12 protein-coding genes are annotated in these 19848 nt (G+C 44.9%); 6 read left to right on the forward strand and 6 right to left on the reverse strand.

Annotated features, from left to right (window positions below; all coding sequences use genetic code 11):
- Positions 1-64: 64 nt before the first annotated feature.
- From F8C82_RS03595 to recR, 4 genes are all read right to left on the reverse strand, one after another.
- A complete protein-coding gene (locus tag F8C82_RS03595) occupies positions 65-1414 on the reverse strand; it encodes a dihydrolipoamide acetyltransferase family protein (protein ID WP_151692069.1) in 1350 nt (449 codons plus the stop codon).
- Positions 1415-1505: 91 nt separating this feature from the next.
- Positions 1506-3392, reverse strand: coding sequence for a glycosyltransferase family 2 protein (locus F8C82_RS03600; protein ID WP_151692071.1), 1887 nt, complete (start codon positions 3390-3392; stop codon positions 1506-1508).
- Complete coding sequence (locus F8C82_RS03605; RefSeq protein WP_151692072.1) at positions 3389-4801, reverse strand: ArnT family glycosyltransferase; 1413 nt, start codon at positions 4799-4801, stop codon at positions 3389-3391. The genes F8C82_RS03600 and F8C82_RS03605 overlap by 4 nt, the downstream gene beginning before the upstream one ends.
- The gene (recR, locus tag F8C82_RS03610) at positions 4798-5412 is read right to left on the reverse strand and encodes a recombination mediator RecR (protein ID WP_151692073.1); all 615 of its coding nucleotides are present in this window, start codon (positions 5410-5412) and stop codon (positions 4798-4800) included. Before recR ends, F8C82_RS03605 begins: the two co-directional genes overlap by 4 nt.
- A gap of 390 nt (positions 5413-5802) precedes the next feature.
- Here recR and F8C82_RS03615 point away from each other — a divergent pair, with 390 nt between their 5' ends.
- From F8C82_RS03615 to F8C82_RS03625, 3 genes are all read left to right on the forward strand, one after another.
- Complete coding sequence (locus F8C82_RS03615; RefSeq protein WP_151692075.1) at positions 5803-7317, forward strand: sodium:solute symporter; 1515 nt, start codon at positions 5803-5805, stop codon at positions 7315-7317.
- 109 nt (positions 7318-7426) lie between these two features.
- Positions 7427-8062 carry a MarC family protein gene (locus F8C82_RS03620; protein ID WP_151692077.1) on the forward strand — a complete coding sequence of 212 codons (636 nt, stop codon included), beginning with the start codon at positions 7427-7429 and terminating at the stop codon, positions 8060-8062.
- Between the two features lie 21 nt (positions 8063-8083).
- The gene (locus F8C82_RS03625) at positions 8084-8458 is read left to right on the forward strand and encodes a hypothetical protein (protein WP_151692078.1); all 375 of its coding nucleotides are present in this window, start codon (positions 8084-8086) and stop codon (positions 8456-8458) included.
- 63 nt (positions 8459-8521) lie between these two features.
- Here the strand turns inward: F8C82_RS03625 and F8C82_RS03630 are convergent, their stop codons facing one another.
- Positions 8522-8983 carry a DinB family protein gene (locus F8C82_RS03630; RefSeq protein ID WP_151692080.1) on the reverse strand — a complete coding sequence of 154 codons (462 nt, stop codon included), beginning with the start codon at positions 8981-8983 and terminating at the stop codon, positions 8522-8524.
- Between the two features lie 591 nt (positions 8984-9574).
- Positions 9575-14461, reverse strand: coding sequence for a S8 family serine peptidase (locus F8C82_RS03635; RefSeq protein ID WP_151692082.1), 4887 nt, complete (start codon positions 14459-14461; stop codon positions 9575-9577).
- A 132-nt stretch (positions 14462-14593) separates the two neighbouring features.
- On the opposite strand from F8C82_RS03635, the gene F8C82_RS03640 reads away from it, so the two are divergent.
- The 3 genes from F8C82_RS03640 (at position 14594) to F8C82_RS03650 (ending at position 19821) form a co-directional block, all read left to right on the forward strand.
- Positions 14594-17059 carry a PIG-L family deacetylase gene (locus F8C82_RS03640; RefSeq protein WP_151692083.1) on the forward strand — a complete coding sequence of 822 codons (2466 nt, stop codon included), beginning with the start codon at positions 14594-14596 and terminating at the stop codon, positions 17057-17059.
- A gap of 105 nt (positions 17060-17164) precedes the next feature.
- Complete coding sequence (locus tag F8C82_RS03645) at positions 17165-18931, forward strand: sodium:solute symporter (RefSeq protein ID WP_151692085.1); 1767 nt, start codon at positions 17165-17167, stop codon at positions 18929-18931.
- The gene (locus F8C82_RS03650; protein ID WP_151692086.1) at positions 18931-19821 is read left to right on the forward strand and encodes a patatin-like phospholipase family protein; all 891 of its coding nucleotides are present in this window, start codon (positions 18931-18933) and stop codon (positions 19819-19821) included. Before F8C82_RS03645 ends, F8C82_RS03650 begins: the two co-directional genes overlap by 1 nt.
- The last annotated feature ends 27 nt before the right edge of the window (positions 19822-19848 follow it).

Genomic DNA, 19848 nt, shown 5'->3' on the forward strand with positions numbered 1-19848 from the left:
ATAAGAGCCGTAAACAACAAAAAAGGGAACCTTTCGGCTCCCTTTATTTATGAGAATGAGTAGATCAGATATCTCTGTTCGGATCCCATTGTTCCAGATAATCAGCAACTCGACGAACAAACATTCCACCTAGTGCACCGTCTACAACGCGGTGGTCGTAGGAGTGACTCAAGAACATCTTGTGACGAATGGCAATCATATCTCCCTCTGGTGTTTCAATTACAGAAGGCTTCTTCTGAATAGCACCAACAGCCATGATGGCTACTTGAGGTTGGTTGATGATAGGTGTACCCATCACATTGCCGAATGAACCGACATTGGTAAGGGTGTACGTTCCGTCCTTGATTTCGTCAGGTGACAATTTGCCGGCGCGTGCGCGATTGGCCAAATCGTTTACTTGCTTGGTCAAGCCATTCAAGTTGTATTGATCTGCATTCTTAATAACAGGAACAATAAGGTTACCTGAAGGAAGTGCAGCAGCCATACCAATATTGATTTGGCGGTGCTTGATCAAATTGGTTCCATCAACAGAAATGTTGATGTTCGGGAAGTCTTTAATCGCCTTTGCCAAAGCTTCAATGAAGATTGGAGTGAAGGTGATTTTTTCGCCTTCGCGAGCTTCGTAGGATTTCTTGATCTTATTTCTCCAGTTGACGATGTTGGTTACATCGGCTTCAACAAAGCTTGTTACGTGTGGAGAAACGTGCTTGCTCATCACCATGTGTTCGGAGATAAGCTTACGCATACGGTCCATTTCTACGATTTCATCACCAGGGAATACAGGGATTGTACCCGTGTACTTAGGCATTCCACCACCTTGTGCTGGAGCTGCTGGAGCTGCTGCCGGGGTAGCTGCAGGTGCTGCTGGCTTAGCTGGAGCAGAACCTCTGTTTTCGATGAAATTAAGAATGTCACTTTTCGTTACGCGGCCTTCAGATCCTGTTCCTTCAATTGAATCGAGTTCAGATTGAGAGATGCCTTCAGTTTCTGCAATGCTGCGTACCAAAGGAGAGTAGAATCTACCGTTGCTTTCGCGTGCAATACTTCCCGTAGCTTCCATTGCGTCAGAAACGCGCTTTTCAGCTTCAGATGCAGCCGCTGGAGCAGCCGGAGTGTTGCTCTCTTTTGGGGTTTCGCTTCCATTCGACGAAGCAGTTGGGGCAGCGTCGCCGCCTTCTGTTTCGATGATAGCAATTACTTCACCAACTTTTACCACATCGTTTTCAGCAAACAATCTCTTAACGAGTGTTCCCTCCACTGGAGACGGAACTTCACTGTCTACTTTATCAGTGGCAATCTCCAAGACAGACTCTTCCATTTCAATGGTTTCGCCTTCTTCTTTGAGCCAATTGATGATTGTAGCTTCAGCTACACTTTCGCCCATTTTGGGCATGATCAATTCGTGTTGAGCCATGGGTGCGTTGTTTTTCGCGACTGCGAAGGTAAGAAAAAGGTCGGGTAGAAAGTGTGGATTTGAACACGAGTTGCGAGGTGGCGTGTGGATTTTATCCCTTTCTCAAGAAACGAATCAAGGCCCTAGCATCCACATTTATATCGGCCGTGGAGGCATAGGCGTTGTCTGCTTTCATCTGTAAGTCTTTGTCTTGCAGATTTTTGATAGGAATAACACCTTTCTTGATGTTCGGAAGCGAAGGTAGTGGGTTGGCATATCCCACCCAAGTTTTCATTCCCAAAAGAACCGAAAAAGTTTGCCACCACAGTACGCGTAAGCGAGGCGCCCATATAGCAATAGGGGATAATGTCCACAAAAAGAGACACACCAAAATGTCAAATGTCCGCTTGTTACGGAGCACCTTTGCTTCACTCAAAGCAAAGCTCTTTTTCCCCAATGCTTGTCCGCGTGTATGAATACTGTTACTCCCAATCATCCAACCTTCCTCTGGGTATGCAATTTGGAAACGAATTTTTTGGCGACCATATTCTTTGAAAATCTCTGTAATCTGAGCGTAGGAAAGCGCAGTGCTATCCAATATCAATTCGTTGATATCTAAGGCGTAACACTCCGATTGTAGGTTTTCCAACTCAAGGATGTCAAAGGTGCTTAATGGCCTTTCATCGCTACTTAGGAGAGATTTGACACCATTTGCATTCTTTTCAAAGCCTATGAAGCCAACCCGTCGTTGATCGGTGCTCCAAAGTCCAGTTTGAGATCCCGGAACAAAACTGATCGCAAAGCGAAGGGTAAGTACTGCGAATGTCATCCATGCACTGCCCATGATAATCAGTGCTCTTGAAAATCGGAACTCATCGGGACTCAGTGCATAGAGAATGAAGATGAATGAGGTTCCCAAAATCAATCCCGACAAAATGCGATTTAGCTTGATTGGCTTTCGATAACCTCCGGCCAATATCAATCCAATGACCCATAAAAGCGCATAAATTGGGGTGATTCCCCACTTGTAGAAATCGGGATAACTACCTCCTTCAATAAAACGATGGTTGTGTTCCCAGTACTTGATGATGAACTGCATGCCACCAGTGAACACGAGGATGTCGAGCACGGGAAGTGCCAATCGAGATACAATTCGCTTGCCTATACTAAGTGCTGCTCGAAGGTAGATTGCCATGCGAATAAGTAGCGAAAAGGCGCTGGCATATCCTTTAGACAAGTGTTTTTTTGCAAAGATGAGCATGGCGTTGTAAAAGATGAACACGTAATTCAAGCTTCCCTTTTTCGTGCTTTCACCTTTGTAATGGATGATAGGAGCGTTTGCGAGATAATGGACTTCATATCCCGCTTTTTCTATGGAATAACTCAGGTCAATGTCTTCCCCGTACATGAAGTAGGTTTCATCCAACATGCCAGCCTTATTCCAAGCATCTCTGCGCATCATCATGTATGCCCCAGCGAGAATTTCAACCCGTTGGTTTTCGTTTGGATCTAGATGTCCCAAGTGGTAACGAGCAAATTTCTCGGACTTGGGAAAAATGGAGCTGAGTCCGAAAATCTTGTAAAAAGCAACCCATGGTGTAGGTAAACCTCTCTTTGATTCAGGAAGAAATGTTCCTGCACCATCGTACATTCGAACACCTGAAGCACCGCATTTGGGATGGGAATCCATGTAGGCAAGTACTTTCTTCAGATTGTCTTCAGGGAGGATGGTATCTGGATTGAGAAGAAGGACGTATTCGCTGTTCGATGCAATTGCAGCTTGATTGTTGGCCTTTGCGAAACCCACATTTTCTGCATTGTCGATGCATTGAACCCAAGGGAACTTCTCTCGAACCATCTCCATAGAGTCATCTACAGAGGCATTATCTACCACCCAGACATCCGCTTCTATACCCGAGATAGCTTTCTCCACCGAATAGAGACACTGCTCTAAAAAGTGGCGAACATTATAGTTCACGATGATGATGGAAAGTTTCACTCAGTCAGGATTTCGAGGGGTGTACCGTACTTAGCTACGAGATTATGTCCGTAACGTTGCTCGTTGTAGATTTCTGATTCAGGGGTGAAAAATATGGACTTTCCTTCGCTTATTGCTCGTTGTATGTCTATTTCATTCGCATAATACACATATTCTACATCCGCTCTCCGAGGCTCAGAAGGATCGGGAACGACATGTGTAAAATTCTTCAGCCGCAGTTCTTCTACCTGAATAAAAGGATACCACCATCCGGTAATTACTAAGGCTGGTTGATTCAATTCATCTAGCTTTCGAACGATCTTTTTGGTGGTGTTTATCTTGTTTTCAGCCTTTATGATACTTGCGCGAGCGGGGCCTTTAAAAAGCATCACAGCGATATCTTGATTTCCAGCAGGAATAGTGAAGGAAGCCTGATCGGAAGGAATACCTCTCATATCATCACTGAGATCGGTTCCCAATGTGAATGCGCCCAGGACACTCATCACCACAATTGCTTTCGAGAAGCGCTGGTTGGAATATTGGAAGAGGATAAACCAACCTAGAGTTGCGAAAGGAATGAGGAACGCAGACTTTTCTGGTAAGAAAATATAGGAGCCAAGACTCATGAGGAAGGCAACGGCCACAGGTAGGGAATTTTGCTTGAATACATTGATTAAGAACATATTCCATTTTAGTCCGGCCTTAGCCCATACGATTGCAATCAATTGGAAAATGCCATAGGTACCCAAGGTGGCTTTGTAAACGACTTTTGCAATGGGTGGATAGGGAAGGTCGTAAGTTGTGAAGAAATCCCAACCATATTCACGATAAACGGGGAAGTAGAGCACACAAGACAGAATAAAACTCAACCCTCCAAAGAAAAGAGCTTTAGAGAGTGAAGAATTTTGCCAAAGCAGTATAAAGAGAGGAAGACCGTACATCAAAGAAGGAAGTCGACAACCTGTTGCCAATGCCGTAAAGACTGCTGCAATCATCCAGTTCTTTTGCTCGGCCGAATTCCAAGCCGCTAATAAGAAAGCCAACGTTAGCATGTATTCCATGGTTTGCCAAGCCATGATACCAACAATGGGGGTCAATAGAAAAGTAATACCAACCCAATGTGCTTTGGTTTCTCCCATGTGTCTTTTGGCAATGCGAATCACCAATAGAAAACTCACATAGGTAGCAATGATACTAAGTAGGGAGTAGCCGATGCGGTTGACGGGATATAACCATCTAAGGAGGTATTCGTACACGGGATGCCCAGGGAAACGCGAGAGGACATAGGTATTTGAGGAATGACTCTCGTATGCTGTCATCACAGCCGTATACGCATCTTCTTCATTTCCATAATTCGTGAATTGCCAAAGCGAGAAAAGCCAGGCAAATACCGCAAGGTGTAGAAGTATTTTGACGCGGGTAGCGTTCATCGCGTTGAATTCTCGTACGGAACGCGGTGTTGAAGAGAGCGTCCCAAAGTGATTTCGTCAGCGTATTCCAGCGCATCGCCAACGGCCAGTCCTCGAGCGATGGTAGAGACCGTAAGATCAGGATTGTTCAACCGTTTGAAGATGTAGAATGTGGTAGTATCTCCTTCCATGTTGGAGCTCAGGGCAAAGATCACCTCTTTGATTTCGCCCGATTCAATTTTGGAAACCAGCGATTGTATCGTCAGTTCACCCGGACCAATTCCCTCCATGGGAGAAATGAGTCCACCGAGAACGTGATATAATCCTTTGTATTGTCCGGTTTGCTCTATCGCCATCACATCTCGGATGTCTTCAACAACGCAAAGTGTTTCTCTATCTCTAGTCTGATCTGCACAGATCCCACAAATGTCCGAGTCACTCAAATTGTGGCAGTTTTTACAATACATTACATCATCCACCAACACCCGAATAGCGTCCGAAAGCAAGTGCATTTCCTCCGGCGATTGTCGTAGAATATGCAGTGCCAATCTCAACGCCGTACGTCTGCCAATGCCCGGTAATTTCGCAATTTCATGAATCGCGTTCTCCAGAACTTTTGATGAGTATTGCATGGGGTAAAGTTAATCTTTGGTCTTTGGTCTTGGGGCGTTGTGCGGCCAATTTCTGCCTAAGGCTAGAATTTTTTATTCAAATAGGTTTAGTCAACAACATTGACCTTCGCAAACTAGACAGCATTTTTTGAATTCACGACGTATGTTCAATGCACATAGGAAGTACCTCTTCCTTTCGTAGAATCTGTCTGAGAATTTCTAATGGTGAATCTCGTTCCGCAACTGCCTCAAGGTGCTAGAAATGAACTGTTCAAAGTTATTTTCATTGTAGTGCGTTCTTCCATTCGGGATTACCTTGTTACCCATTGCCCCATATTTGAAGCGGAAGCCAGTGGCATGAAGCTAGAACCATAGACGAAAGACCCAAGACCAAATCCTATCTTTACCCCCATGAACGCAAACCTTATTCTACTCCTCATACTCCTGTATTTCGCTGTATTGTTGATTATAGCGAAGGTAACGGGCAAGAACGACAGCAATGAAACCTTCTTTACGGGGAACCGAAATTCTCCGTGGTATGTAGTCGCTTTTGGAATGATTGGGGCTTCGCTTTCAGGCGTGACGTTCATTTCAGTTCCAGGATGGGTAGCGGGTTCTCAGTTTTCCTATATGCAGATGGTGTTGGGGTACTTTGCTGGATATATGGTGATTGCGCATGTGTTACTGCCGCTGTACTACCGATTAAACCTGACATCGATCTATTCCTATTTGGAAGAGCGGTTTGGTCGAAGTACCTATAAGACAGGAGCTTCCTTCTTCTTGTTGTCCAGAATAGTAGGAGCGAGTTTTCGACTCTTCTTGGTTGCGAATATTCTTCAATTTACAGTGTTTGAAGCGATGGGCGTACCTTTCTGGGTAACGGTGAGTGGAACCATTTCATTGATTTGGATTTACACGTTTAGAGGAGGGATCAAAACGATTGTTTATACAGATACGCTGCAGACGCTCTTTATGCTTGGAGCAGTGGGACTAACCGTTTACTATTTGTCGGATGCGATTGTTCCAGAAGGCGTTTCACTCACACAGTACATTTCAGAATCTTCCATGAGTCGGGTGTTTTTCCTCGGACAAGAATCTGGAGAAGGGGGCTTTTGGGGATCTTTCTTTGGGGATGATTCAAAACGTCATTTTTTAAAGCAATTCCTTGGAGGTATGTTTATTACAATCTGTATGACGGGGTTGGATCAAGATATGATGCAGAAGAATCTCACCTGTAGATCTTTGAAGGATGCACAGAAGAACATGTATGGCCTCAGCACTTCCTTGATTTTTGTGAATCTACTTTTCTTGGCACTCGGTGTTTTGCTCTATGACTACGGTTCTGCAATGGGATTGCCTGCCGCGGATGACAACTTATTTCCAACCATCGCTTTGGGCGGACATCTTCCCGTGATTGTTGGTGTGATGTTCATCATTGGACTGATTGCAGCAGCATATTCCAGTGCTGATTCAGCATTAGCCGCGCTGACTACTTCTTTCTGTGTGGATATTCTAGAAATCGATAGAAGAAAGGAAGTGACTACGCCAATAGATTCAGATTTGTTAAAGAACGATGAGCGATCACTCGTTAGAAAACGCCGCCTTGTTCATATTGGGATGTCGATAACCATTCTCATCGTTATCATCCTCTTCAAGTATACCGCTCCTCAGAATGTGATTTCTCGAATTTTTGAAGCTGCGGGATACACCTATGGCCCTTTACTTGGACTCTATTCCTTTGGCTTGTTTACATCATTAAAGGTTCGCGACAAATGGGTTCCTCTTGCAGCCATTGCAAGTCCGATTTTAACCTTCCTATTTAACATGTACTCCGAGCAACTCATCGGTTATACCGCAGGGTTTGAGCTGTTGCTAATTAATGGAGCCATCATGTTTATGTTGTTATTGGCTCTGCATAGGAGGTAGGATTTTTGGTTCCAGACTTCTGGCTTCTAACTTCAGACTTCGAGCGTACCTAGAACCCAGTTGGGCATCATTGCTCCAAACTCCCAACTTCTTTTCCGAACTTTGCCTCATGAATGAAGCGCTATCCTTTGCCTTATTGGCTTTCACATCCTTCTTTACCCTGATCAATCCATTGGGAACCATGCCGATTTTCATGACCATGACGGCAGAATTGGATCAATCGAATAGAACGAAGACAGCAAAGAAAGCGTCATTGGTGGCCTTTTTTACCATCATTGCTTTTGCTTTTTCCGGACAACTGCTGTTTAGCTTTTTTGGGATTTCGGTGAACAGCTTCAAGATTGTTGGAGGGATCATCTTCTTCTTGATGGGGATGGATATGCTTCAAGCCCGCTTGGCACGAATGAAGGTGCAAGACGATCAGGTGAAGAGCTATGTGAATGATATTTCGGTAACACCCTTGGCCATTCCCATGATCTGTGGTCCCGGTGCTATGACCAATGCCATTGTCCTTATGGAAGGTGCGGATACATTGATGAAGAAAATTGCACTCATCACGGCCATCGCTGTAGTCATGCTTCTCACGTACATCATTCTTTACTCTTCTTCTAAGATCATCAAAATTCTAGGCGAAACCGGAAACACTGTGATGATGCGCCTGATGGGCTTGATCGTTATGGTGATTGCCGTTGAATTCTTCTTATCTGGACTTCGTCCGATTGTGGACGAGATGTTCCATGCCTAATTCACTTGTTACCCCACTTTTATGTCTTCAAAAACGAAAGTGATCTTGTTGATAGGTATTGTGCTTTTTAGTGCGTTGATGCTAAGTACGGAGCCTACTTTAGACCCTGCTTTAGAAGATTGCTCGGTGGTAAGCGGCGTTTTAGATTCTACGGAAGTCCCAGATAAAATCAATTTGTCATGGGTTTATCTTGAAGAAGATTCTCACCGCTATCTTATTCGAGAGGGGATTCACACGTCAGACGCTGCCCATATTCTTGCGGAAAGTGAGGGAAAGAACTTAGAGATAGGGACAATCAATCACTTTTCACTCCTCGATCCAAATGGAACGATTCAATATGTCGCTTGGATTGTTCTTGAAGGGGACACGGTTGTTGGGGGGATGGCTGGTGACTGATGGGTGATGGGTGACTGATGACGGGTGACTGATGACTGATGTTTGATGTTAGATGACTGATGATTAATCCCAAATAAACGGTCGCTCTACGTTTAGCTGACGAAGATAGGACTGAAACTGTCCCGCATGTACGGCTTCGTGATAGGCAGTACGCAAGATGTATTCCGCCATGTGTTTTGGTTTGGCTCTTCCGGGATGGTGAACAGAAACAGCCTCGAGATCTTCAGTGCTCAATCCACGGATGGTGGAGAGAAATGCCTTGCGATAAGGCTCAGCAAAGTCTAATTCGGTTTGGAGATCAAGGATGGGTTTTCCTTTCCATGGTGCGGAGTAATTGGACATATCCTCGTGACGAATAATCATGTTCCAACCGTAATCAGCTTCGAGCACATGTCGGATGAGCTCTCCTGCAGTCATGGCTGTTTCATCGGGTTTCCAATTCATCTTTTCAGTGGGTAATGCACTCCATAGTAGAATGCTTCTTCTTCGGGTTTCGCTGAGGTGGGTGAGTAGGAGGTTGTGCATGGGGAGTGGGTTTGATGGGGTGATGGGTTTGATGGGTTTGATGGGTTTAAGGGGTTTGATGGGTTTAAGGAGTTTTAGTGGTTGGGTGACGGATGACTGTTGATGGATGAGAGGTGACACCTCTACCGCGCGAATCCTTTCGCGTGGGTAAGGTAGAGTGTTTTGGGTTTGAGGAGTTTTAGGGGTTGGATGACGGATGGTGGTAGTTGGATGACTGGGGCTTAGGTGGAGTATTAAGGCAAGCTCGAACTCTCAACATCCTTAATTACTTTATATAATTCGTCAATTGTGACAGGAAGTGAGGAGGTGTGTTGAGTTTTTCCATCGTTTAATTGAAGGAAGCCGAGTTTCTCCTCTGTATGTACAACATTGTAGATCTAATTCTCTTCATAAAACTCCTTTCGATTGTCTTTAAACCACTTGTAGTCGGCATAATAAATGACCGTCTCTTTCTCAAAAGTATAAACTTCTTTTCCAAAGGCATTCCACAAGATCAATCGCAGCAAATAGAACCCCTAAAACCCCTAAAACAATAAAAAAAACGACCCTCAATTTCTCGAGGGTCGTCAGTTATTTCACTCACTCACATACTTACCTTCCCACTACAAAGCGGTAAGTAATGACTTCACCGTTAGATTGAACGCGAAGGAAATACACTCCAACTGGAAGTTGGCTGGTGTTGAATGTGATGCTCTGAAGTGTTGATTCACTCGATACTTCAGAAAGCAGTTGTCCTTGCATATTGTAAATCGCTGAAGATTGAATTTCCAAGTTTCCATCCGTGTTCATCAATGTGATGAAGTCGCTGGCAGGAACTGGAGCGAGTACCCAACTTGCCGGAGCGTTTTCAGGAACAGAAATGCCCGCAATGGTGGTTATGACTGTATCTGGACCACAACGGTTCTCGGCAATTAACATCACATCGTGATCTCCTCCAGTTGAGAAGGTGTGTTGAGCATTCGTACTGGTGCTCGTAGCTCCATTATCGTCAAAGTCCCAAGTGTAGTTAGTGATGGTTCCCAAACTTGTATTGGTGAAATTGTATGTCATGGAATCAGTGACATCCACGGCATAATTAAATCGTGCAATAGGAGGGTTACCCAAGATGAAGTACAAGTCTGTATGAGTGGATCCACCCAAGTTGGTAGCATCCATTTGTACTCTCTTAGATCCGCTAAAGCTGTACAAGACAGCATGAGGACCAACGCCCGATGCTATTGATGGTGTAGCTCCAGATCCGAAGTCCCATTCTACATCCGTAGCGTTACCTGTATAAGTGAAGGTCAATGTTCTACTTAAACAAGAGTCTTGTAAGTCGCTCACAAATCCAGCTGAAGGGGCGGCAACGCTCAAATCGTACAACTGAATGTTGTCGAGGTAGAGATTGTTTCCACCATCGGTGATATTCACGAAACGAATTTTAACACTCTGACCAGCATAAGAAGTTAAGTCGACCGTATCCTGACGCCAAGCGGCAGCGCTTGTTGGAATGTAGTTGCTAGAAGTGGTTGCCGTAGTACGCAAATCACTACCGGTGTAGTCATATCCAGTGGCATTCCAAGTCAGTCCACAGTCCGTAGAAACCTCCATGCGCAGACGATCGTTTGAATTGTTAGTGTGCCCGGAATATGAAATATCAAACACCACGGCAGGGTTGCCCAGTGAAATCAGATCGAAGCTACTTGAAACCAGTGCATCCAACTGTCCAGATGCATTGTAACTGAAGTTGTTCACTCGTGCAGCAATGGTAGCTGTGCCATCGGGGCCTAAACAAGACTGTCCTTCCCAGGTGAGGAGGTTGTCAGGATTGTCCAACTCCCATCCGGTAGGCACAAATCCGTTTTGGAAATCTTCTATAAATGGAAGAGTTAATCCGTTGTTTAGAGTGATGAATCCGGCCTTGGTAATGGAATCTGACCCCACAGAATTGCTAGCCACGAGCTTGATGTCATAGTTCCCCAAAGCGGTAAACTGAACTTCAGGATTTTGACTATTTGCTGTAGTACCATTCACAAAGTTGAAGGTAGAAGGAGTGATGCTCCAATTCCAAGAAGAGGCTACATTCACACTTTTATCCTCAAGGCGAACGGTTTCGCCCAAACAAGGAGTATTCTTATCGGCGATGAAGTCGGCCGTAGGAGCTACATTGGATTCAATGACACTCAAATCGTCAATGGCTAAGTCGCCTTGGTAATCACCACCAGTTGACCCTCTAAATCGAACAGAAACTACTTTTCCAGCCCAAGGAATCAAACTCGTAGAAACACGCATCCAAGCATTTCCTTGTGGTCCCGTTAGTGGGGTAATGACATCTAAATACCAAATGCCTTCGCTGAAAATATCCACGCGAAGTTCACCAATATCTGCACCATTCATGTGGTACCAGAAGGAAAGCTCAGGTTGATTAGCAGCTGTAATATCGATACATGGACTCATCAATACGGCTTCTTTGAAGTTACATGAGCCGCTGGCTTCCAAGTAGAGATATTTGCCCAATGAATTTCCTTGGGTGTGATCATTTGAAGGTCCTGTTCCACTGGACGAAGTGGAGCCGTTGTTGGTTCTCCAATCGATATCATCAATCACACCATTCGCGAGATTTTCGAAATCATTGAATAGTGAACAAACCGTTGCTCCACAGTCGGTGGCAATTCCACAGTTGGTCCATGAATCGAAGGTTTCCACAAAAGGTATGGCTTTAGCCGATCCAGAAGTTACTACTGTGAAATTCACTTCTGCTGTATCGTTGTATCGGTTGCCGTCATTTGACAATTCACTCCAAACTTTCACATCAAAACTACCTCCTACATTTCCATTAATGGTAGTGGAAAGTGTCATTTGGGTTGAACCCGAAGTGTTAAGCGTCGTGAAAAGGGTGTCGCGATACAGCGTACTATTCACCGAATAGGCAATCGGCAAGGTATCCAAAGTACTCAACCCTGCATTGGATAGCTCAATGATGATAGGCATCGCACTTAGATCATGACAACTCTGAATGTTTCCAGGTTGTGGACTCGAAATTTCAAATGCTGCTAAGTCGCGATAGATTGCACAGTTTTGAAGTCCAGTGGCCTTGGTCTTGGCAATGGCACGTTGGCCTGCTTTTCCTCCAACCGTAGGAACGGCTGAAACGGAATACCAAATTTCGTTGTTTGGCGAGTAACCGCGGAATACGTAGAAGGTATCGGTAGTTCTACCAATACTGTCCATGTATTTGTTGCCCAAAGTGTATATCTCGTATTCATTAGCGCCAATTACCGGCTGCCAACGTACCGTGAAACTGTCGGGACAAGCTTGAACCACTCCAATTTGATTGGGTCTACCTACAACTACAAGTGGACTGTTTACCACATCGGTTTGAGTTCCACGAGAAATTCGAACAAGCGCCTGATCGGTTGCGAGGTTACTCGGTACATTCCATGTTGCTCGTCGAGCATTGGCACCAGCGGTGGTCAAGGCCGACCAGCTCGAGCCGTTATCATCCGAGAATTCAATCGTAAATGATGAAGTTCCCGGAGAAGCATCCCAGTAGATTTCGGTCTGAGTTCCAGCAATGATAGCCTCACCACCAAATGGATAGGTCAACTCAACGGCATCAGGTACAAAAGAGTAAACGATGTAATATTTCTGAGGACCAAGTGGAACGTTTGTTCCCTCCACCTTTACATAAACATCACCAGCACTTGGGTTATCAATGGTGATTTGTTCTGTATTATTCAATGAATCTGTTGCACGAACAGCAGGAGCATTCAAATTGGCCACTTGTGGGGTAGGGTCGAGTACCCAAGGTTGATATACCGTGCCATTGGAAGTTACTACGGTTGCGTTGAGATCGTTCACCAAAGGACGGGCAGAATTGATAGATCCTGCAGGATCGGTCCAATAAACCATCACGCGCAATTCGGCGGTGTTAGGTGGAACAGATACAAGGAAACTATCGCGTTGACTGGTGGTTACTGAGTCAGTGATGTAATTCCCATCTTCGATATCGCGAACCGCACGTAGGTTGTTGATTCTACCGTAACCATAAATGAAGTCCGGTCCGGCGTTACCGAGGTCGTCCGCAGTATTCATCATAAAAGCCTTGAGCAAACCTCCATCGGGTTCAGAACCTTGATTTTCAACAAAGGCTTGAAACAATTGGGCAGCTGCACCAGCCACACCAGGAGCGGCCATGGATGTTCCCGTTTTGTAACCGTAGGTGTTAGGATCAATTGTAGAGTAAACGGAAGTACCTACACTTGCTACGTCTGGCTTGAGTCGGCCATCTGCCGCTGGACCTCTAGAACTAGAGCCAGCAATCTGGTCGGCAGCTGTGACGTTTGCAGTTGCAATGACATTTTTGCCGATTTTATGACCACCGGTAATATTCCCCCAACCAGCACCAGCTCCGTATCCACAGTTTGATGCTCCGTCGTTTCCGGCACTGAAGACATGAAGAAGTTTTGGGTTTTGCAATCCATCTTCATCCACTTGTTGGGTGAAGGCCGTGTAACCGGCATTACAACCGTTGGAGTAACTTGAGTTAGTAATGCGAACGGCATCACTTTGGTAATCTGCATCCACGTTATTCAAGTTGCGTGGGTAGCGATAGTAGTAGAGGTCTGCGCCAGGGGCCATACCTTCTGCAAGAGGATTGATATTTCCCGCGCCAAAGATGGTTCCTGCCACGTGGTCACCGTGATCTCCGCTACTTGCGTTTGTATTTCTTGCGATAATCCGACCGGTGTAGTCAATGTGCGGTCCAATGTCGCCATCATCACCATGGCCTACAACTACGCCAGATCCATCGTAATGTCTACCTCCTGCAAACCGATTTTTGATGGTGGTTGAACGTGCACTGCGAATCGCGTTGAAATTTTCCGGTTCTGCAGGAGCTTCGCCAGGTTGAATAAAGAGGATATGAGGATGAGCGGCTAGAACCGTTCTGTTGTCTACATCTATTTCCAGAGTAATGGTTCGTTGTTGTACGTTGTATTCAACTACAGTAAAACCAGCGGCAATGAGGTTTTGAGAGATAACCTCGGCGTTGGCATACTTATCTAGACCAGCCACTACTTCTATTCTGCGGTCGCCTCGCCATGCATAGTCTGGAATATCCATGTGATACAGGCGATGAGTCATTTTCATTTCCGGAGACAAGCGCGCAACACCATACAGGGGAAGTCCCTCAAAGTCTTCAAGACGTACGTCGCTTTTCAGAATCATGATGTACGCGTTCTCTGGAAGATAACCGAGGATTTCACCCAACTTAAATTCGGCCAATTCTCGTTCTTCTTGAAGAAGTGGACGTTCGAATTGAACAATTCGAATAGCGGTTAAACCTTCAGCTTCATTCAGCGTTAAGGCTTCTGAAATAGCCGATGGCTGTAATTCGTAGGTGCCACTGTTAAGTAGCAATCGCGGCGACTCTTGTGCGAAGAGTGAATGGGTAGCCATGAATGCTGTTAACAGTGCTGTAGTGTAAAGCTTATTCATCTATACAGACTGTGATGTTAAACGTGCGAGTTCCGGCTAAGGTAACGAATACGAGAGAGTAAGGTTCAATTTTCATAGCCGTTCTTCGGCAGGCCTTCGCTATATTCGAAAGTTCAATGACCACCATTATATATGATGAAGAGATTTAGTTTGTTCGTTTTTGCCAGTGTTATTAGTGTTTCGCTCAACGCTCAATCGTCCGGACAAATTCAAAAGAAGATAGAAAAGCTCAATACTTTTCAGAAGGTTCTATATATCGCCGCCCATCCCGATGACGAGAATACTCGAGTAATTGCATGGTTGGGAAATGGAAGAAATGCAGAGGTTCGCTACTTGTCTCTCACTCGTGGGGATGGCGGACAGAATATGATTGGTACTGAGCTAGGGCCGCATTTGGGAATCTTGAGAACACAGGAATTACTGGCGGCTAGAAGTATTGATGGAGGAACACAAGCATTTAGTAGAGCGGTAGACTTTGGGTATTCAAAAACATCGGATGAGACTTTGGAGAAGTGGAATCACGATGTGGTACTCGGCGATGTTGTTCGAGCCATTCGCACATTTCGTCCCGATGTGATTGTGACGCGTTTCCCGCCCGATTCACGAGGAGGGCATGGTCACCATACAGCTAGTGCAATGTTGGCGTTAGAAGCCTATGAATTAGCGGCTAACCCAGATGCTTTTCCTGAGCAATTGAACAATGAGATTGAACCATGGCAGCCCAAATCGGTCTATTGGAATACCTATAGCTGGAGATGGGATCCGAACTTGGATTCTCTTGCCGCAAATGATCCGAAGTACATCAAATCGGATATTGGTGGGTACGATCGATACCTAGGTGAATCGTATGTAGAAATTGGATCTAAAGCCCGCAGTCAGCATAAATGCCAAGGGTTTGGCGTAAGCATTACTATGGGGGAAACTTTTGAATATTTCCAACACTTGAAAGGGGATGTAGTAGAAGAGGATTTGCTAGAGTCCATTGATAGAAGTTGGGAAACAGTTGGTGCTACGCCAGAAGTCGCTCGCCTCGCTGAAGCGATTCAAGAGGAGTTTGATCCACAGCACCCGGAGGCCAGTTTGCCTAAGCTATTGGCACTTCGCGCGGGCATTGTTGATCATTTAGAACAGCACTGGGCACAGATTAAGCTACAACAGGTTGATGAGCTTATCGCTGATTGTGCTGGACTTTATGTGGAAGTGATCGCGGAAGATTGGTCGGCCTTACCCAGCGTATACTTCAATGCCAAAGCTCGATTGATAGCTCGTGGAACCGATGGATTAAGCGTTACTTCTGTTACCTGGCCTAATGGTGGTTTAACATTAAAGAAGGCGGAAGAACTACCCTTGAATCGCTTCTTTACACAATCACTACAGATCAAAACTCCTATGGAAGTGAGTCAGCCATACTGGTTACGCGCACCGTTTGATGCAAGCTATCACGTGACGGATCCCACGCTTATAGGACTTCCGCAAAACCCTCCTGTCTGTGAAGTTGAATTCCGAATAGAGTATGAGAATGCGGGCTTCTTTGTTCGAGTTCCCGTCGATTATAAGTGGAGCGATAGAGTAGAAGGTGAGCAACGACGTCCATTTGTGGTTTCCCCTCGTGCAACCGCTACTTTTGACGAACCTGTCTTCATTTTCGCAAGTGATGAAAGTAAGACCGTCCGCATTCGAGTAAAGAGCTTTGAAGATAATTTTTCAACGGCAGCTCGACTAAAAGTACCGGAAGGGTGGTCGGTTTCACCGCGGTCTATCCCACTTGATTTTACCGATAAATATGAAGAAAAGGTAGTGGCCTTTGAGGTAACACCGCCTGCAGAGAGCAGCGAAGGAACCCTTCAGCCCGAGTTGGCTTTTGTGAGTGATCCAATTCAAGAGTTCACCGAAATTGCATATCCACACATTCCTACTCAAGTTGTTTTTGGAAATGCACAATCCAAGGTCGTTCGATTGAATTTGGTGATTGATAAAGGAACCATCGGTTACATTCAAGGAGCAGGAGATGAGGTAGATGTGGCCATCCAGCAAATGGGCTTTCATGTGGTGAACTTGAGTGAGAATGACTTGGCCAACTCGGACGATCTAGGAATGTTTCAAACCATTGTCATTGGCATTCGAGCTTACAATGTTCATCCTTGGCTATTGAACTACAAGGAGAAGTTGATGAAGTATGTGGAGAATGGCGGAAACTTGGTGGTTCAATACAATACCGCCACCCGCGATTTGCTCTCATCTGATATCGGTCCCTATCCTTTTACAATTGGTAGAGATAGAGTAACCGAGGAAGATGCTCGTGTGCGGTTTATAGATCCTGCACATCCCTTCTTCAACAATCCCAATGCAATTTCGGAAAGTGATTTTGAAGGATGGGTTCAGGAAAGAGGACTTTACTTTGCCACAGATTGGGACAAGAAATACCAACCTTTGCTCTCTTGGCATGACGAAGGAGAGCCTGCTCGAATTGGTGGACTGATTTTTGCCCCGTACGGAAAGGGAAGTTTCACCTATGTGGGAATTAGTTTCTTTAGAGAATTGCCAGCAGGTGTTCCTGGAGCATTTAGATTACTAGCCAATATCCTCTCTTATGAGTAAAAGTAAATCGGTTTTTAAGCGATGGAGCCAAGCGTACACTTTGGTGTTGCTCGCTCTATTGGCTGAAATTGTGGTCTTTTCAGTACTAACCTATATGTACAACTGATGCAAACGTTAGATTGGATTGTATTGGGAATTACCCTGGTTGGTATTGTACTATACGGTGTTTGGAAATCTAGAAAGGACCAAAACCTAGATGGATTCCTTCGGGGTGAGAAAATGTCGTGGTCAACCATAGGCCTCAGTATTATGGCTACCCAAGCCAGTGCGATTACGTTCTTAAGTACACCCGGACAAGCGTATGAAGAAGGGATGGGGTTTGTTCAATTCTACTTCGGACTTCCAATTGCCATCGTCATTATAAGTGCTTTCTTCCTTCCGGTTTACTACAAGATGAAGGTGTTTACGGCCTATGAGTATTTGGAGAAGCGTTTTGATCTTCGCGTTCGGCTCTTTACAGCTTTACTCTTCTTGGTTTCCAGGGGATTAGCGGCTGGAATTACCATTTATGCTCCAGCTATTATATTGTCGAAAATCATGTCTTGGAATCTCCAGATGACCATCTTAATTGTGGGAATACTGGTGATATTATATACGGTTTCAGGAGGGACCAAGGCCGTCTCTATGACCCAGAAATGGCAGATGGTCGTCATACTCTTTGGGATGGTTCTGGCCTTTTTCTTAATCGTTCACGAACTTCCAGATAGCCTGTCTTTTGCCAGTGGAATGGAACTAGCGGGAGTGCTAGGAAAGATGGAAATCATAGACACTTCACTAGAACTCGACAATCGATATACCCTTATATCGGGATTGACAGGGGGTGTCTTCCTCATGCTGAGTTACTTCGGAACAGATCAGAGTCAAGTACAGCGATATCTCGGAGGTAAATCATTGAAAGAAAGTCGACTCGGTTTGATTTTCAACGGACTTTTCAAAGTGCCCATGCAGTTCTTTATCCTTCTTGTGGGGGTAATGGTCTTCATTTTTTACCAAGTCGTTTCTCCTCCCATTTTCTTCAATTCCTCCGGTTTGGAGCGCGCTGCAGATTTGGGATACAATGGGCAAATCGAGATCCACAAAGATCATTTCAACGAGATTCAATTCCAGAAGCAAGAAGCTATTGCCAAGTGGTTAAAAGCAGAGGGACATGCAAAGTTGGAATTAGAGGATGATATCCGACATTTTGAAGCGGAAGCTCAAGAAGAAAGAGAAGAAGTAAAAGACTTCCTTCAAGCCGTTGATCCTGGCATAGAACGCAAGGATAGTGACTATATCTTCCTAACTTTTGTTTTGGACTACATGCCTGTTGGTATTGTTGGACTTCTCTTGGCCGTGATAATGTCGGCCGCCATGTCTAGTACTGCCGGTGAACTCAACGCCCTCGCTTCAACTACAGTTGTCGATTTTGTGCAGCGACTCCGGCTGACAGGAAAGGATGAGTCTATTGATTCTAACTATGAATTGAGAAGAAAGGAATTGGACGAAGATTCCGAAGGTTCCATACTGTCTATGTCAAAGATGTTTACCGCTCTTTGGGGATTGCTTGCCATTGTGATTGCCCTGAGTGCAAACTTGGTAGATAACCTCATACAGCTGGTCAATATTTTAGGATCTCTGTTTTACGGAACCATATTAGGTATTTTCATCATTGCGTTTTTCCTCAAGAAAATCACAGCTCGCCCCGTGTTTATTGCGGCTATTGTTGCTGAGATTGCCGTCCTGGTTACCCATACCTTGAACATCATGGATGTTATTGAAATTGGCTATTTGATGTACAATGTGATTGGTTGTGGTGTGGTGTTGTTTTTGGCTTTACTGCTATCGGCCATCAATCCTGACTCTCCCTATGATTATATTGATGCAGAAGATTAATGAGTTGGTTAAGTGATATTTGGAAGAGCAAGGATAAAGACCCTGTAATTGGAGTTTGTCTTTCTGGTGGAGGGGCTCGCGGTGTAATCCACATTGGATATTTAAAGGCCTTGGAGGAGCGTGATATTCCCATTCATTCGGTTTCTGGAACCAGTATGGGCGCTATTGTTTCTCTGTTGTCGGCATCAGGATTGAACGCAGACGACATGTTAGAAGCCTTTATCGACTTGGATATAGACAGCAATACCAAGCGGTTCAAACTGTTGAAAGCTGCATTTCAACAAGGCTTGAATACCTTATACGACAGGCTACATGGTATCGTGAGGGTAGATGATTTCTCAGAACTTCAGAAGGATTGCTATCTGACAGCTAGTGAATTGAGGTCTGGAAGTCCTGTGATCTTTAAGAGTGGAAATCCCGTTCACGCTGCCTTGGCTAGCGCATCCATCCCGCTGATCTTTCACCCATATAAAATGGGGGACAAGGTTTATGTAGACGGAGGATTGTTCAACAACTTTCCCATTGATCCACTGATTGAATCGTGCACACATATTTTGGGCTCCCATGCCAATCATTTGGCAGAAGACGACGACTTGGGAAGCACCATGAAAATTGCCGATCGGGTATTCCGCTTGGCCATTTTTCAAAACGTTCGATACCGAATGGAGTTATGTGATTCCTTCATCGATCCTTCTGAGGCGAGGAAGTATACCACGTTGGGTTTTGATCCATCCATTTTACGCGAATTGTTCCAAATTGGATATGAAGCGGGAAAGGCAGAATTGGATCAAATCGAGAAGATATTGAAGAGTGAAAGCGAAAAACACGAGTCACGATCCAATTTTACAGAGATCATCAAGATCACTCATACCGAGATGAAAGAGAAGTAATTGGCAGCCATTGGATTGCAGGTTTAA

Source organism: Phaeocystidibacter marisrubri (assembly GCF_008933165.1).
GTDB classification, from domain to species: domain Bacteria; phylum Bacteroidota; class Bacteroidia; order Flavobacteriales; family Schleiferiaceae; genus Phaeocystidibacter; species Phaeocystidibacter marisrubri.

Coding starts and splice junctions, on each gene's coding strand:
- F8C82_RS03595 (WP_151692069.1), bottom strand. CDS start 1,414: ATGGCTCAACACGAATTGATCATGCCCAAAATGGGCGAAAGTGTAGCT.
- F8C82_RS03605 (WP_151692072.1), bottom strand. CDS start 4,801: ATGAACGCTACCCGCGTCAAAATACTTCTACACCTTGCGGTATTTGCC.
- recR (WP_151692073.1), bottom strand. CDS start 5,412: ATGCAATACTCATCAAAAGTTCTGGAGAACGCGATTCATGAAATTGCG.
- F8C82_RS03615 (WP_151692075.1), top strand. CDS start 5,803: ATGAACGCAAACCTTATTCTACTCCTCATACTCCTGTATTTCGCTGTA.
- F8C82_RS03620 (WP_151692077.1), top strand. CDS start 7,427: ATGAATGAAGCGCTATCCTTTGCCTTATTGGCTTTCACATCCTTCTTT.
- F8C82_RS03625 (WP_151692078.1), top strand. CDS start 8,084: ATGTCTTCAAAAACGAAAGTGATCTTGTTGATAGGTATTGTGCTTTTT.
- F8C82_RS03630 (WP_151692080.1), bottom strand. CDS start 8,983: ATGCACAACCTCCTACTCACCCACCTCAGCGAAACCCGAAGAAGAAGC.
- F8C82_RS03635 (WP_151692082.1), bottom strand. CDS start 14,461: ATGAATAAGCTTTACACTACAGCACTGTTAACAGCATTCATGGCTACC.
- F8C82_RS03640 (WP_151692083.1), top strand. CDS start 14,594: ATGATGAAGAGATTTAGTTTGTTCGTTTTTGCCAGTGTTATTAGTGTT.
- F8C82_RS03645 (WP_151692085.1), top strand. CDS start 17,165: ATGCAAACGTTAGATTGGATTGTATTGGGAATTACCCTGGTTGGTATT.
- F8C82_RS03650 (WP_151692086.1), top strand. CDS start 18,931: ATGAGTTGGTTAAGTGATATTTGGAAGAGCAAGGATAAAGACCCTGTA.